The organism is Pseudomonas sp. K2I15 (genome assembly GCF_002204795.1).
Classification (GTDB): Bacteria; Pseudomonadota; Gammaproteobacteria; order Pseudomonadales; family Pseudomonadaceae; genus Aquipseudomonas.
The window spans coordinates 1-14,252 of sequence record NZ_NIXO01000022.1 but is presented as its reverse complement, the minus strand read 5'-3'; the positions used below and the strand labels follow the sequence as shown (position 1 = coordinate 14,252).

General features: G+C 61.1%; 13 protein-coding genes. 8 read left to right on the top strand and 5 right to left on the bottom strand.

Features of this window, described 5'->3' with window-relative positions:
- Positions 1–40: 40 nt before the first annotated feature.
- Positions 41–973 carry a DNA-binding transcriptional activator PunR gene (gene punR, locus CEC48_RS15115; protein ID WP_088424470.1) on the bottom strand — a complete coding sequence of 311 codons (933 nt, stop codon included), beginning with the start codon at positions 971–973 and terminating at the stop codon, positions 41–43.
- Between the two features lie 122 nt (positions 974–1,095).
- Between punR and punC the strand changes: the two genes are divergently transcribed.
- Positions 1,096–2,289, top strand: coding sequence for a purine nucleoside transporter PunC (punC, locus tag CEC48_RS15110; protein WP_088424469.1), 1,194 nt, complete (start codon positions 1,096–1,098; stop codon positions 2,287–2,289).
- On the opposite strand, the gene CEC48_RS15105 is transcribed toward punC, so the two are convergent.
- Both CEC48_RS15105 and CEC48_RS15100 read right to left on the bottom strand, forming a co-directional pair.
- Positions 2,286–3,119: a nucleoside-binding protein gene (locus CEC48_RS15105; RefSeq protein ID WP_088424468.1), complete on the bottom strand. Its 834-nt coding sequence runs from the start codon at positions 3,117–3,119 to the stop codon at positions 2,286–2,288. The two genes, punC and CEC48_RS15105, sit on opposite strands and share 4 nt — an antisense overlap.
- Before the next feature lie 144 nt (positions 3,120–3,263).
- Entirely contained in the window at positions 3,264–4,214 is a 951-nt protein-coding gene (locus CEC48_RS15100) for a LysR family transcriptional regulator (RefSeq protein ID WP_088424467.1), read from the bottom strand.
- Positions 4,215–4,386: 172 nt separating this feature from the next.
- Here CEC48_RS15100 and CEC48_RS15095 point away from each other — a divergent pair, with 172 nt between their 5' ends.
- The gene (locus CEC48_RS15095; protein WP_088424466.1) at positions 4,387–5,898 is read left to right on the top strand and encodes a nucleobase:cation symporter-2 family protein; all 1,512 of its coding nucleotides are present in this window, start codon (positions 4,387–4,389) and stop codon (positions 5,896–5,898) included.
- 134 nt (positions 5,899–6,032) lie between these two features.
- Here CEC48_RS15095 and CEC48_RS15090 read toward each other — a convergent pair whose 3' ends face one another.
- Together CEC48_RS15090 and CEC48_RS15085 are read right to left on the bottom strand one after the other, a co-directional pair.
- Positions 6,033–6,959: a proline iminopeptidase-family hydrolase gene (locus tag CEC48_RS15090; protein WP_088424465.1), complete on the bottom strand. Its 927-nt coding sequence runs from the start codon at positions 6,957–6,959 to the stop codon at positions 6,033–6,035.
- A gap of 94 nt (positions 6,960–7,053) precedes the next feature.
- Positions 7,054–7,818 carry a LuxR family transcriptional regulator gene (locus CEC48_RS15085; protein WP_088424464.1) on the bottom strand — a complete coding sequence of 255 codons (765 nt, stop codon included), beginning with the start codon at positions 7,816–7,818 and terminating at the stop codon, positions 7,054–7,056.
- Positions 7,819–8,000: 182 nt separating this feature from the next.
- On the opposite strand from CEC48_RS15085, the gene CEC48_RS15080 reads away from it, so the two are divergent.
- From CEC48_RS15080 to CEC48_RS15055, 6 genes are read left to right on the top strand one after another with little or no spacing between them, the layout of a single operon-like run.
- Positions 8,001–8,888: a proline iminopeptidase-family hydrolase gene (locus tag CEC48_RS15080; protein WP_088424463.1), complete on the top strand. Its 888-nt coding sequence runs from the start codon at positions 8,001–8,003 to the stop codon at positions 8,886–8,888.
- Between the two features lie 3 nt (positions 8,889–8,891).
- A complete protein-coding gene (locus CEC48_RS15075; RefSeq protein ID WP_010176243.1) occupies positions 8,892–9,839 on the top strand; it encodes an ABC transporter permease in 948 nt (315 codons plus the stop codon).
- A complete protein-coding gene (locus CEC48_RS15070; RefSeq protein WP_088424462.1) occupies positions 9,836–10,693 on the top strand; it encodes an ABC transporter permease in 858 nt (285 codons plus the stop codon). Before CEC48_RS15075 ends, CEC48_RS15070 begins: the two co-directional genes overlap by 4 nt.
- On the top strand, positions 10,690–11,646 hold the full coding sequence (locus CEC48_RS15065) for an ABC transporter ATP-binding protein (protein WP_088424461.1): 957 nt from the start codon (positions 10,690–10,692) through the stop codon (positions 11,644–11,646). Before CEC48_RS15070 ends, CEC48_RS15065 begins: the two co-directional genes overlap by 4 nt.
- Positions 11,643–12,644 (top strand): ABC transporter ATP-binding protein, encoded by a 1,002-nt coding sequence (locus CEC48_RS15060; protein ID WP_088424460.1) that lies wholly within the window; start codon positions 11,643–11,645, stop codon positions 12,642–12,644. The genes CEC48_RS15065 and CEC48_RS15060 overlap by 4 nt, the downstream gene beginning before the upstream one ends.
- A 15-nt stretch (positions 12,645–12,659) precedes the next feature.
- On the top strand, positions 12,660–14,174 hold the full coding sequence (locus tag CEC48_RS15055) for an ABC transporter substrate-binding protein (protein WP_088424459.1): 1,515 nt from the start codon (positions 12,660–12,662) through the stop codon (positions 14,172–14,174).
- Positions 14,175–14,252 lie beyond the last annotated feature (78 nt).

The window sequence follows — 14,252 nt, the reverse complement described above, 5'->3', positions numbered from 1 at the left end:
TCACTGGCTGCATTCCCACGCAGAGCGTGGGAACGATCAGTCAAGCGGGGTAGCCTGCGCCCATCTGCACCCCGTTCAACCACTCCTGATTCAGCGTCTCGGTATCCCCCAGATAGTCGAGCAACCAGGCCATGGCCGGCGACAGTTTGTTCTGCGCCCACGCCACGCACGACGGGCTGGCGGGGAAGGGCCGGGACAGTTGCAGGGCGCTCAGCTCGCCGCGCTCGATCCACGGTTGCACCAGGTGCGCCGGCGCCATGCCGACGCACAGGCCATCGCGCAGGCAATCAATCGCTGATGCCCAATGCGGCACCACCAAGCGGCGCTGGTTATCCAGGGTCCAGGTGTCGCGCTTGGGCAGGTTGCGCGAGGTGTCGGTCATGCACAGGGAGGCGAAGGGCCGCAATTGATCATCGCTGAGCAGGCCTTCTACTGTCGCCAGCGGGTGCCGGCTGCTGACCACGCACAGCCAGTTCAACAGACCCATGTCGCGAAACGTGAATTGACTGGCCACCGGCACCGCGCTGGTGGCGCCGATCACGATATCGGTACGGTCATCGGCCAGGGCATCCCACACGCCGTTGTACACCTCGTACTCCAGCAGCAATTCCACCTCCGGGAACTGGCGATAGAAATCCAGCACCAGTTGGCGGCAGCGCTGCTGTTTGACGATGGAGTCCACCGCGACTTTCAACTGGCCACTCCAGCCATTGGCCACTTGCTGGCACAGTCGACGGGTGCCGAGCATTTTTTTCATGACGCCGCGGGCTTCGTCGACGAACAGTTTACCGGCGGGTGTCAGCTCCACGTCCCGATGACGTCGGACAAACAGCGGCACCGCCAGCCATTCTTCGATTTGCCGCACGGTGTAGCTGATGGCCGATGGCACGCGGTGCAGTTCCTGCGCGGCGGCGCTGAAGCTGCCGTGGCGCGCCACCGCATCCACTACATCGAGGGAATATTCAGACCACATGGAGGTTGCCTTCAAAAATATTGATAAGAGAGTCCAATTATTCTCGCTTCACAGGGAAATAGTGAGCTTCATAATAGGCGCCAGTCAGCAAATAGTTTGATGGCAGGTTATACAAGGCTTCAATGAAAAATTCTTTTGGATTCACCTGGTACCTGGCGGGGCTGAGCATGCTCGGCTATCTGGCCATGGATATGTACTTGCCGGCGTTTGGCGCCATGGGCGAGCAATTGCAGATTTCCCCCGGCGCGGTGGGCGCGAGCCTGAGTATTTTCCTCGCCGGCTTTGCCGTCGGGCAGTTGCTGTGGGGGCCGTTGTCCGACCGGCTGGGGCGCAAGCCGATCCTGCTCACCGGTCTTTGCCTGTTTGTGCTCGGTTGCCTGGGGATGTTCTGGGTCGAGACCGCGCCGCAGCTGTTGGCCTTGCGTTTCGTGCAGGCGATTGGCGTGTGTTCCGCCGCCGTCAGTTGGCAAGCGCTGGTGATCGACCGCTACCCGGCAGACAAGGCCCATCGGGTGTTCGCCGGCATCATGCCGCTGATGTCGCTGTCGCCGGCCCTCGCGCCGCTGTTGGGGGCACTGATGTTGAATCACTGGGGCTGGCAGGCGATCTTTGGCGTGCTGTTGGTGGTTTCGCTATTGCTGCTGTTGCCGACGTTGTTTCTCAAACCGCTGCCGAAACGCCTGACAACCGATGCCGAACCTTCTCGGCTCGGCTATGGGCAATTGCTCAAGTCGCGGGTGTTCACCGGCAACGTGATGATCTTTGCCGCGTGCTCGGCCAGTTTCTTCGCCTGGCTCACTGCCTCGCCGTTTATCCTCGGTGGCATGGGCTACAGCCCCAATGACATTGGCTTGAGCTACATACTGCCAACGCTGTCGTTCTTGATCGGTGGCTACAGTTGCCGCAGCGCGTTGCAGCGGTTCCAGGGCAAGACCTTGTTGCCCTGGTTGCTGCTGGCGTACTGCATCAGCATGGTGGCGCTGTACCTGGTCGCGACCTTGACTGTGCCGACGCTTGCCACCTTGCTGATTCCGTTCTGCCTGATGGCGTTGGTCAATGGCGCCAGTTACCCAATCGTGGTGGCGAATGCGCTGATGCCATTTGCGGAAAATTCCGGCAAAGCGGCAGCCTTGCAGAACACCTTGCAGTTGGGGTTGTGCTTTCTGGCGAGCCTGATCGTGTCGTCGATGATCGACCAGCCATTGTTGATCACCGCGCTCGTGATGCTGGCAACCGCGCCATTGGCCGTACTGGGCTACTGGTTGGCGCGGCCGAAGGTTGACGATAGCGATGCCGACCTGGTGCGTGCGAATTAAAACGTCACTTCCATGTTCACCGTCGGCGTGGATGTGCGGCTGCCCCGGCCGCCGTCCACGCCGAACTTGTTATGCCAATACTCGTAGCCCACGCCCAGATACAGGTTGGGCTTGACGCTTTTGCCCGGGCGCACCGCCACCATCAGTGCAGTGCGCATCAGGGTTTCCGGCGCCGTGTCGCGGCCATGGAAGTCCTCGCCCTTTTCCCCGACGTGATTGATAAACCCCTGAAACTTCGCCCCGTGGTTGCCGATCTCGAAAGGCCGCATCCAGGTCAGGTTGAGCATGTAGGTATCGTCGAAGGTGTGGTCGGGTTCTTTCGCGCCGGGGATGCCGGAATGGTTCCGTTCCTTGTAGTACATCAGGCTCAGGTCCAGCACGCCGACGGTGTTGAACTTCAAGGTCGGGCCAATTACCAGCGCACGCTTTTTGGCCGATGCCAGGTTGTTGTTGCGGTTGGCGTCAAAGCCGAAGGTGAGGGCGTAATCCTTGATTACCCCGGTGCCCAGCGGCACATCGAATACCCGTGAGGCGTACAGCTGATGCCGGTACACGGCATACACTTCGCTGCCACCGTGGTCGGTGCCCTTGCGCGGGTCGCGGCTGTCGGACAGGAACACATCGAGGTTCAGGTAATTGCTGCCGTACTGGTAGCCGCTGGCGTGGGTGAAGCTGTAGATGCGCTTGCTGAAGTCATCCGGGTTGTTCGGATTGGTGAACTGTTGCCCGTAGCGAAATCCTACGCTGTTGTTCATCCATTCCAGCGCGACAGCCTCCCCGCCGCCGAAGAGGGTAAGTAATACGGTTGCGCCGTGCAGTGCCTTTTTCATTGTTTTAATTCCTTTGGCGTTTTGGCTCATGGCGACCGCGCAAGGGTCGCCGGGCGCAGTATCCGCACATCCGTTGTGGGTTCCAAAGAACAGAATCTCGCCTGGGCCGATGCCGAAACGGCAGCACTGAAGCTGGCCTGAGAGTCAGGAAGTACGCGGTGTCCAGGGTGTTTCCTGGTGTTCGCGCAAGCTGATTTCTTCGCTGAGCAGGTGGGCCATGGCTTGCACCGCAATCGGCAAGTCCCGGTCTTTGCGGGCATACAGGCCCAGGTCGCTGAAGATTCCGCCCTGGTCGCTGAGCGGGATATGCAGGAGTTCGCCGCGTGCCAAATCAACCTCCACGCCGATGCGCGTCTGGAACGCGATGCCCAATTGCTGGCGCGCCAACTGCCGGGCCAGTTCCATGGAGTTGCTGTGCAGCAGCGGTTTGTTCGCTGCTGCCGACCGCTTGTGCAGCGGCGCGATCAGGTGATGAACCGACAGTTCGCTCTTGGCCTGGATCACGCCGTGTTCGCAACAGCGTGCATAACTCACGCTGGTCTCGCCGGCCAACGGGTGCCCCGGCGCCATCAGCGCGCCCAGGCGGAAATGGCCGACACACACCTGGATGGTTTCGCTGCTGCGCGGTAAGGCAAAAGCCAGCCCCAGATCCGCCTGGCCGTTGAGCACCGCGCCGGGAATCGACTGCGAACCTTGCACCGTGACGCCAATGGTCACCTTCGGGTAGCGCTCACGCATGCGCTTGAGTGCGGCCGGCAGCAGTTCCACGGTGGCGCCTTCCACCGTGGCGATTTCCACATGGCCGGTCTGCACGCAGTCCAAGCCATCCAGTTCTCCACGCACACGCTCCACATCCTGCAACAGCAGACTCACGTGGCGGGTCAGGATCTCGCCGGCCGCAGTCAGTCGCAGCCCGCCGGGCAGCCGTTCGAACAGCGCCGCGCCTACTTCGTCTTCCAGCTTGAGGATCTGCCGGTTCACCGCCGACGATGACACGTTCAGGCGGCGTGCGGCTTCGCGGATCGAGTGGCAGCGGCGGACCCTGTCGAAGTAGTAAATCGCCGGGGCGTGAATGCGCAGCTTGCGGTTTAGCATTTTTTTCAAGTCCTTGTGCGCAGCACTTCGAGCCATGGGGCAGGGCGGCTGAATGGATTTTTGTAACGGTGTTTATGATCATCTTGTTAAAATGATTGTATACAACTCTATGGACATCCAATCTTTCTATTGCATACAGTGAGTGCACAACAAAAACAGAGAACCCCTCACCATGACTATCCCGAAGGCGTCACCGCAGCGGCCAGAAGATGAGAATCTCGGCGTCGCAGCCAACATGGCTTACGGCCTGCAACATGTGCTCACCATGTACGGCGGCATCGTGGCCGTACCGTTGATCGTCGGCCAGGCGGCCGGGTTGTCGCCGGCCGATATTGGCCTGCTGATCGCCGCCTCGCTGTTTGCCGGTGGCCTGGCCACGTTGCTGCAAACCCTGGGGTTGCCGTTCTTTGGCTGCCAGTTGCCGCTGGTGCAAGGCGTGTCCTTTGCCGGGGTGGCGACCATGGTGGCGATTGTTGGTAGCGACGGCGCGGGCGGCATCCCGGCGATTCTCGGGGCGGTGATGGCCGCGTCCTTGATCGGCTTGCTGATCACTCCGGTGTTCTCGCGAATAACCAAATTCTTTCCGCCGCTGGTCACCGGCATTGTGATCACCACCATCGGCCTGACCCTGATGCCCGTCGCGGCTCGCTGGGCCATGGGCGGCAACAGCCGTGCCGCCGATTTCGGCAGCATGCCGAACATCGGCCTGGCGGCGCTGACCCTGGCGCTGGTGTTGCTGCTGAGCAAGATCGGCAGCGCGACCATCTCGCGGCTGTCGATCCTGCTGGCGATGGTGATCGGTACGGTGATCGCGGTGTTCCTCGGTATGGCTGACTTCTCCAGCGTGACCCAGGGCCCGATGTTCGGTTTTCCCACACCCTTCCATTTCGGCATGCCAACCTTCCACCTGGCGGCGATTATTTCGATGTGCATCGTGGTGATGGTGACGCTGGTGGAAACCTCGGCCGATATTCTCGCGGTCGGCGAAATCATCGACACCAAGGTCGACTCCAAGCGCCTCGGCAATGGGCTGCGCGCCGACATGCTGTCGAGCATGGTTGCGCCGATCTTCGGTTCGTTCACCCAAAGTGCCTTCGCCCAGAACGTCGGGCTGGTGGCGGTTACCGGGGTCAAGAGTCGCTATGTGGTCGCCACCGGTGGGATATTCCTGGTGATCCTCGGCCTGCTGCCGTTCATGGGGCGGGTGATTGCGGCGGTGCCTACTTCGGTGTTGGGCGGTGCCGGGATCGTGCTGTTCGGCACGGTGGCTGCCAGCGGTATTCGTACCTTGTCGAAGGTCGATTACCGTAACAACATGAACCTGATCATCGTCGCCACTTCCATCGGTTTTGGCATGATCCCGATTGCGGCACCGAGTTTCTATGATCACTTCCCGAGCTGGTTCGCGACCATTTTCCACTCGGGGATCAGTTCGTCGGCGATCATGGCCATCCTGTTGAACCTGGCGTTCAACCACTTCACCACCGGTAACTCGGACCAGCAGTCGGTGTTTGTCGCCGGCACTGAACGCAGCTTGTGTTTCCAGGATGTGGCGGCGTTGCGGGACGGGGACTACTTCAGCGGCGGCAAGCTGTTTGATGCCGAGGGCAAGGAGATTCCGTTGCTGGCGGACGTGCCGAAGAAAACGGCGGTGCAGGGCAGGGCGCAGACCAGCGAGGTGTAATACCTGTCTCTCGTTGCATCCAAAATCATTGTGGCGAGGGAGCTTGCTCCCGTTGGGCTGCGAAGCGGCCCCAGCTTTTGCGACTGCTTCGCAGTCGAGCGGGAGCAAGCTCCCTCGCCACATAAGCGGTGTAATCAGCTGACTTTTCTGCGGGGCACCGAGCACGCCTCATCCAAAAACTGCACCACCGTGCCCATGCACGCCTGCCGCTCTTCAACGTGCGGCATGTGGCTGGAGTCTTCGAACAGCGCCCAGCGCACATCGGCGATCTCATCCAGGAACGGCTTGACCACCAGCGGCGTGGCCTCGTCATGCCGACCGGAAATCACCAGGGTCGGCACATTGACCTTCGACAACCGGCCAATCACGTTCCAGTCTTTCAAACTGCCAATCACATGAAATTCCGTCGGGCCGCTCATGGCGTGATACACCGTCGGGTCCGAATCCACCTGGGCGAACGTGCGGGCCACTTCTTCCGGCCATGGATTGACCCGGCACACGTGCTGGTCATAGAAAATCCGCGAAGCTACCAGGTATTCAGGGTCTTGATAGGTGCCGGCCTCTTCGTGCTTGAGCAGGGTCTCGTGCACGCCTTCAGGCAGTAACTTGCGCAGGCGATTGGCTTCCGCGACCCAAGTGCGCATGCACGTTGGCGAGTTGGCCGGGATAAAGGCGCGCAGGCCCTTGGGTTGCAGGATGGCGTGCTCGCTGCCGAGCATGCCGCCCCAGGATTGCCCCAGGATCGCGTAGTTGTTGCTGATTTGCAGGTGGTCCAGCAGGTTGTCGAGTTCTTCGAGGAACAAGCCGACGGTCCAGAAAGAAGGGTCTTTGTCAGGCAGGTGCGTGGAGCGGCCGTTGCCCAGTTGGTCATAGTGAATGACCGCATGGCCACTGGCAGCCACGTCCTTGTAGGCGTCGACATAATCATGGGTACAACCGGGGCCACCATGGAGGATGACCAGGGGCGTGAGGCCGCTGTTCAGGTCGCCGGTAACCCGATACCAGGTCTGGTAGTCGCGAAAGGCGGCATAGCCTTCGCGGATTGTTTCGATGAATTCCATTTCGTGCCCTGCCCTGAGAAAAAGTGATCAGGTACACGATAGTCGGCACGCAAAGTTTAGGTAACTAGCAAAACAGCTAGGTTTTTCCTTCGGATCAGTCTTCCAGCAGCCGGTAATGGGTGGCGCGTACCACCGCTTGCACCCGGTTTTTTGCCCCCAGTTTGTGCATGGCCGAAGCCAGGTGCAGGGTGACGACGGCCAGGGAGCGGCTCAATTGCGTGGCAATTTCGGCGGCGGTCAGGCCGTCGGCGGCCCATTTCAGGCATTCGCGCTCACGCTTGGTCAGGCGGATGTGCGGGTAGGAGCGCAGTTCCTTGCTGAAAAGCGGGTAGGCCGCTTCCTGCAAAGCATGGGTGATCAGGCTGAATTCCGACAAGGTCTGGCGGGCATCCTGCAACACCGTGCTGGCCTTGCCGGTGAGCAGGCCGGTCAGTGAAGCGAAGCCGCCGCGGGGCAAATGGATCGGCACGCTGACGCCGCAGGTCATCTGCCGGTCGTGCAGGTAGCTGGAAACGGGGGCGTGGCAGGGGTCGATGATCTTTTGCAGCGCGGTGTCGGTCTTGGCCTCGTAGGACCACACAAACGGTGAAACCGTAGTCAGCGCCAGGTGTTGCACCGGATCGATCTGATAAAAGCCCGCGCTGCACCACAAGCTGTACCAGTCAGGTGGCGTATTGCGCAGTTGCAGCACAGAAGGGGTGATCAGTGCACCATTATGGTCAATGGGCACGGGGGTGTAGTCGTAGACCAACGCATCGAAACCCAGGTGTTGGGCCAATACGAAGGTGTTGTCCATCTGTTCATCCAGGCTCCTGCCGGGGATGAGACGGTCATTAAACGCAGTTAGCCTGGCCAGCATCCGTTCTGCTCCCGAATTCGTTTGAATCTCGTCTTGCTGCAAGTAGAATGCCACGCCCCGGCGAAGGACTGCCAGACCAAACCTATAAGAATTACCAGGTTATGGACGCGCGGCATCCTCGGTAGTGTTGGCCTTTAAACGGCCACTATCTAAAGGGCCGACACACAACAAGGAATGTATGCATGTGGCGTGAAATTGCTCCCGACCAGCAGCACAACGTGCAAGTCGATGGCCACAACCTCGTGGCCTATAGCTTTGGCGAAGGCGATGAAGTGTTGCTGTGTCTCAATGGCGGCCCGGGGCTGCCTTGCGACTACTTGCGCGACGCTCATGGCTGGCTCAAGGACAACGGCCTGCGAGTGGTTGCATTCGACCAGCTTGGCACGGGCGCATCAGCCAGACCGACCGATGTTTCGCTGTGGGAAATCAGCCGTTATGTCGAAGAAGTCGAAACCGTGCGCCAGGCCCTCGGCCTGGGTCGCGTGCACCTGCTGGGGCATTCCTGGGGTGGATGGCTGGGCATCGAGTACGCCATTCACTACCCCGGCGCGCTGAAAAGCCTGATCCTGGAAAACACCGTCGGCGATATTCCGCACTTGTCCCTTGAGCTGGAACGCCTGCGCGGCGCCCTGGGCAGCGAAACCGTGGCGATGATGCAACGCCACGAAGCCATGGGCACCCTCGATCACCCGCAATACCAGGCCGCCATCACCTTGCTCAACTACCGTCACGTCTGCCGCCTGGACGAGTGGCCGGCACCGGTCCAGCGTTCCCTCGGCGACTGGAACATGGGCCCTTACGAAACCATGCAGGGCCCCAACGAATTCCTCTACATCGGCAACCTCAAGGACTGGAACCGCATCCCCGAGATGGCCGAGTTCAAGATGCCAATACTGATCACCACCGGCCAGCATGACGAACTGACCCCAGCCTGCGCCATGCGCATGAAAAGTGCGGCCAGGCACGCCGAATTGCACGTGTTCCCCAACAGCAGCCATATGCCGTTTTACGAAGAGCCGCAGGCTTACTTCCCGGTGCTGCTGGATTTTCTTGCTCGTCACCGAGGCTGACGGATGAACCTGGCGCGTTACCGCTTTGTGCTGTCCCGGCCGCTGCAATTGCTGCCGGTGCTGTTTGGCATCAGCCTGATCACCTTTGTGCTGGTGCGCTCGATTCCCGGTGACCCGGCGCGGGCTCTGCTGGGGTCGCGCAGCACCCCGGACGCCTTGCTGAAGATCCGCGCCCAGTACGGCCTCGACCAACCCTTATGGCTGCAATATTTCTACTTCCTGAAAAACCTGCTCAAGGGCGATCTGGGCCAGTCGCTGTTGTACAAGGTCGACGCGCTGAAACTGATCGTCACCCGCATCGAGCCGACCCTGTTCCTGGTGCTCGGCAGCGTGTTGCTGGCGCTGTTGATCGCCGTGCCGCTGGCCACCGTGGCCGCGCGTAATAAGGGTGGCTGGGCGGATAACCTGATCCGGCTGTTCACCACGGTCGGCCTGGGCATGCCGGCGTTCTGGCTGGGCTTGATGCTGATTCTTCTGCTCAGCGTGCAATGGGGCCTGTTCCCCGTCTCCGGTTATGGGCGTACCTGGCTGGACAAGGCGCACCACATGGTGCTGCCCTGCCTGACCATCGCCCTGGCGCTGTCGGCGGTGCTGGTGCGCAACCTGCGGGCGAGCATGCTGATGGAACTGCAGGCTGACCACGTGACCGCTGCCCGGGCGCGGGGTTTGTCGGAGGCCGCCGTTTTTCGTCGCCACGTGCTGCCCAATTCCCTGGTGCCGGCGGTCAACCTGCTGGCGGTGAACATTGGCTGGCTGATCAGCGGCACAGTGGTGATCGAAAGCCTGTTCGCGATTCCCGGCATCGGCCAGTTGCTGGTACGCGGGATCTTCACCCGCGACTACATGGTGGTGCAGGGCGTGGCGATGGTGCTGGCCTGTGCGACTGTGCTGGTCAACTTTGTCGCTGATGTGGTGACGGTAGCGCTGGACCCGCGAGTGAAGATGCAATGAGCAGCCGCCCATTGATTGCTCCGTGGCGCTTGCGTCTGCGCTTTGGTTTTCGCAATGGCCGGCTGACTGCGGCCTGGGGTCTGTTGATTCTGCTGGCGTGGCTGGCGCTGGCGCTGTTCGCCCCGTGGATTGCCCCCTTCGATCCGATTGCGCAAAACACCGACATCAGTTTGTTGGGCCCAAGCCTCGCTCATCCATTTGGCACTGATAACTATGGCCGCGACATTCTTTCGAGGGTGATCTGGGGCGCGCGCATCGACCTGCAACTGGCGGTGGTCGGGGTGATCTTTCCGTTTCTGATCGGCACGTTTGTTGGCGCGGTGTCCGGTTATATCGGCGGGCGTTTTGACAGCTTCTGCATGCGGGTGATCGATGTGATCCTCGCGTTCCCGTTCCTGGTGCTGATGCTGGCGATCATGGCCATCCTCGGCCCGGGCTTGAAGAGCTTCTATATCGCCATGGCGCTGGTGGGCTGGGTCTCCTACGCACGGCTGATCCGCTCGCAGATCCTGGTGCTCAAGGAAAGCGACTTCGCCCTGGCTGCCAAAAGCCTGGGCTTTGGCCATGGGCGCATTCTGTTTCGGCATTTGTTGCCCAATGCGATGTTCGGCTCGATTGTGTTCTCGATGTCTGACGCGGTACTGGTGCTGCTCAACGGCGCAGCGGTCAGCTACCTCGGCCTGGGCGTGCAACCGCCGACAGCCGAGTGGGGCACCATGGTCGCCGAAGGCCAGGCATTTATCACCACGGCCTGGTGGATCTGCACCTTCCCGGGCCTGGCCATCGTGACCCTGGCCATGGGCTTCAGCCTGTTGGCCGATGGTGTGGCGCAAGTGTTGGGGGATCGCTCATGAGCCTGTTGCAAGTGCAGGACCTGAGCGTCATCGCCAATAATACCGGGCGCGATGTGACGTTGGTGGACCGGGTGTCCTTCGACCTGGCCGAAGGTGAAATCCTCGGCTTGGTGGGCGAAAGCGGCTCGGGCAAGACCATGGCCTGTCGCGGGCTGATGCGTTTGCTGCCGTCCCCCAGCCTGCGTGTGCAGGGCGGTTCGGTGCGCCTGGCGGGCCAGGATCTTCTGAAGCTGGACGACGCCGGCATGCGGGCAGTACGCGGCGGCCAATTGGGCATGATTTTCCAGAACCCCAGCAGCCACCTCGACCCGCTGATGCGCATTGGCGAGCAGATCGCCGAAGGCATCCGCCTGCATCAGGGGGCGTCGAAAAAAGAGGCGCGCGTGCAGGCTATCGAGGTGTTACGCCAGGTCGGGATTCCCGATCCTCAGGCGCGTATCGACAATTACCCTCACGAGTTTTCCGGCGGCATGCGCCAGCGGGCAATGATCGCCGTGGCCTTGGGCTGTAATCCCAAGGTGCTGATCGCCGACGAGCCGACCACTGCTCTCGACGTCACCGTGCAGGCGCAGATCCTGCGCCTGTTGCTGGACCTGCGAGACCAGCGCGGCCTGTCGATCATCATGATCACCCACGACCTGGGCGTGGTGGCGCAAACCTGCGACTCCATCGCCGTGATGTATGCCGGGCGCCTGTGTGAACACGGCAGCAAATACGAGCTGCTGGCGCACCCGCAACACCCGTACACCGCCGGCCTGATCGAGTGCCAGCCTGCCACCAGCAGCGGGCACGCCTTGTTGCGCACCATCCCCGGGCAGCCTCCGTTGCTTGATGCATTGCCCAAGGGCTGCCGGTTCAACCCGCGTTGCCCGCAAGTCGGCACCTTGTGCACCGAGCTGTTGCCGGAAGGCGCGCGGGTTGCCTGCCACTATCCCTTGGGAGTTCGCCCATGACGCTGTTACAGGTGAATGACCTTGAGGTGCGTTTTGCCGCCGCGGGCAGTGGCCTGTTTGGCCTGAATAAACAGTGGGTGAGGGCGGTCAACGGTGTGTCGTTGACCCTGGCCGCCGGCGAAACACTGGGTTTGGTGGGCGAGTCCGGCAGCGGCAAAAGCACGCTGGGGCGGGCGATCCTGCACCTCAACCCGATCAGCGCCGGGCAGGTGGTGTTTGACGGCATCGACATGGCCCACGCCGGGCCTGTCGACATCGCCCGTTTGCGGCACGAGACGGCGATGATCTTCCAGGATCCCTACGCCGCCCTGAACCCGCGTCTTACCGTTGGCGAAACCATCGCCGAAGTCCTGCGGGTGCAGCGCAAGGTTGCGTCAGAAAATATCCCGCGCCGGGTCGACGAGTTACTCGACCTGGTAGGACTGCGCCCCGAGCTCGCCAGCCGCAAGCCCGGCTCCCTCAGCGGCGGGCAGTGCCAGCGTGTCGGTATTGCCCGGGCGCTGGCGGTGGAACCCCGGTTGATCATCGCCGACGAATGCGTGGCTGCCCTGGACGTGTCGATCCAGGGCCAGATCATCAACCTGCTGCTGGAACTGCAGCAGCGCATGAACCTGGCGATCCTGTTTATCGCCCACGACCTGGCCATCGTCCGCCGATTGTGCGACCGGGTGGCGGTGATGTACTTGGGGAAAATCGTCGAGGAAGGCCCGGTGGAAGCGGTCTTCACCGCCCCGCGCCATCCGTATACGGCGGCGTTGATCCAGGCGATCCCGGAGATTGATCCGTACCGCCCGTTGCCCAGCGAGCCATTGCCGGGCGAGCCACCGAGCCCACTGAAATTGCCTGGTGGCTGCGCCTTTCACCCGCGTTGCCGGCATGCACGGGCCGTGTGTGCCGAAGTATTGCCGCCGACTCACTTTGTGCAAACGCATCGGTACAGTTGCGTGCTTGAAGAACCTTTGACCCTATCTGCCATTCGTGAACAACCGCCGTTATAGACAAGGAGTTATGACATGCAATCCCGTCACTTGAAGTTGCTCGCCGCCGCCACACTCACCGCCTGGTCGCTGACCGCCGGTATCGCCCAGGCTGCGGGTGTGCTCACCATCGGCTGCCGCGAAGACAGCACCACGTTTGACCCGATCAAAAGCGCGCAGAACCGCGATACTTGGGTGTTTGCCAACGTCTACGACACCCTGGTGCGCGTGGATAACCTGGGCACCAAGATGGAACCGGGGCTGGCAGAAAGCTGGGACATTTCCAAGGACGGCCTGACGTATACCTTCAAGCTGCGTGCCGCGAAGTTCTCGGACGGCTCGCCGATCACCGCTGACGACGCCGCGTTCAGCCTGTTGCGCATCCGCGACAACAAGGCCTCGCTGTGGAGCGACCCTTTCAGCCTGATCAACACCGCCAAGGCAAGCGATCCGCAAACCCTGGTGGTGACGCTGAAAACACCCGCAGTGGCCTTCCTTTCGCAACTCGCTTCACCGACGGTATCGATCCTGTCGGAAAAGGCCATGACCAAAATGGGCGAGGACGCCTACTCGGAAAACCCGGTGACCTCCGGCGCATTTACCGTGGGTGAGTGGCGCAAGGGCGATCGGGTGATCCTGAAGAAGAACCCGAACTTCTGGCAGGCCGGCAAGGTGAGCCTGGATGGCGTGGAGTGGGTGTCGGTCACCGACGACAACACGCGCATGCGCATGGTGCAGAACAACGAGCTGGACACGGCGATCTTCGTCCCGTTCTCCCGGGTTGAAGAGCTGAAAAAAGACAAGAACGTGGTGGTCCACTCCGACCCGTCGACCCGTGAAGATCACCTGTTGATCAACCACGCCCACGGCCTGCTGGCCAAGCCGGAAGTGCGTCAGGCGCTGGACATGGCCATCGATAAACAATCGCTGGTGAAAACCGCCACCTTCGGCCAAGGCACCGTGGCTTATTCCTACATTCCAAAAGGCTCGCTGTACCACTACGCCAACAACCTGCAACGCCCGTATGACCCGACCGAAGCCAAGAAACTGCTGGCTGCTGCCGGGGCCCAGGACTTAAAGCTCAATTACGTGGTCAACGCCGGCAACGAAGCCGACGAGCAGATTGCGGTGATCATCAAGGATCAGTTGGCCAAGGTCGGCGTGACGGCCAACCTGCAAAAGGTCGACCCGACCCAAAGCTGGCAGATGCTGGTGGACGGCGAATACGATATCTCGGTGATGTACTGGACCAACGACATCCTCGACCCGGACCAGAAGACCACCTTCGTGTTGGGCCACGACACCAACCAGAACTACATGACCCGCTACAAGAACGAAAAGGTGAAGGCCCTGGTGGCAGCGGCGCGGATCGAGGCCGACCCGGTCAAGCGTGAGCAGATGTATGTCGACCTGCAGAAAATGGCGAAACAGGATGTGAACTGGATCGACCTGTACTACAGCCCGTACATCAACATCTCACGCAAGAACGTCAGCAACTTCCTGCAAAACCCGTTGGGGCGCTTCACGCTTGAGGACGTGGTGAAGAACTAAAGAACACTGCAATACCAATGTGGGAGCGGGCTTGCTCGCGAAGGCGGTGTGTCAGTCAACAGAGATATCGACTGACCC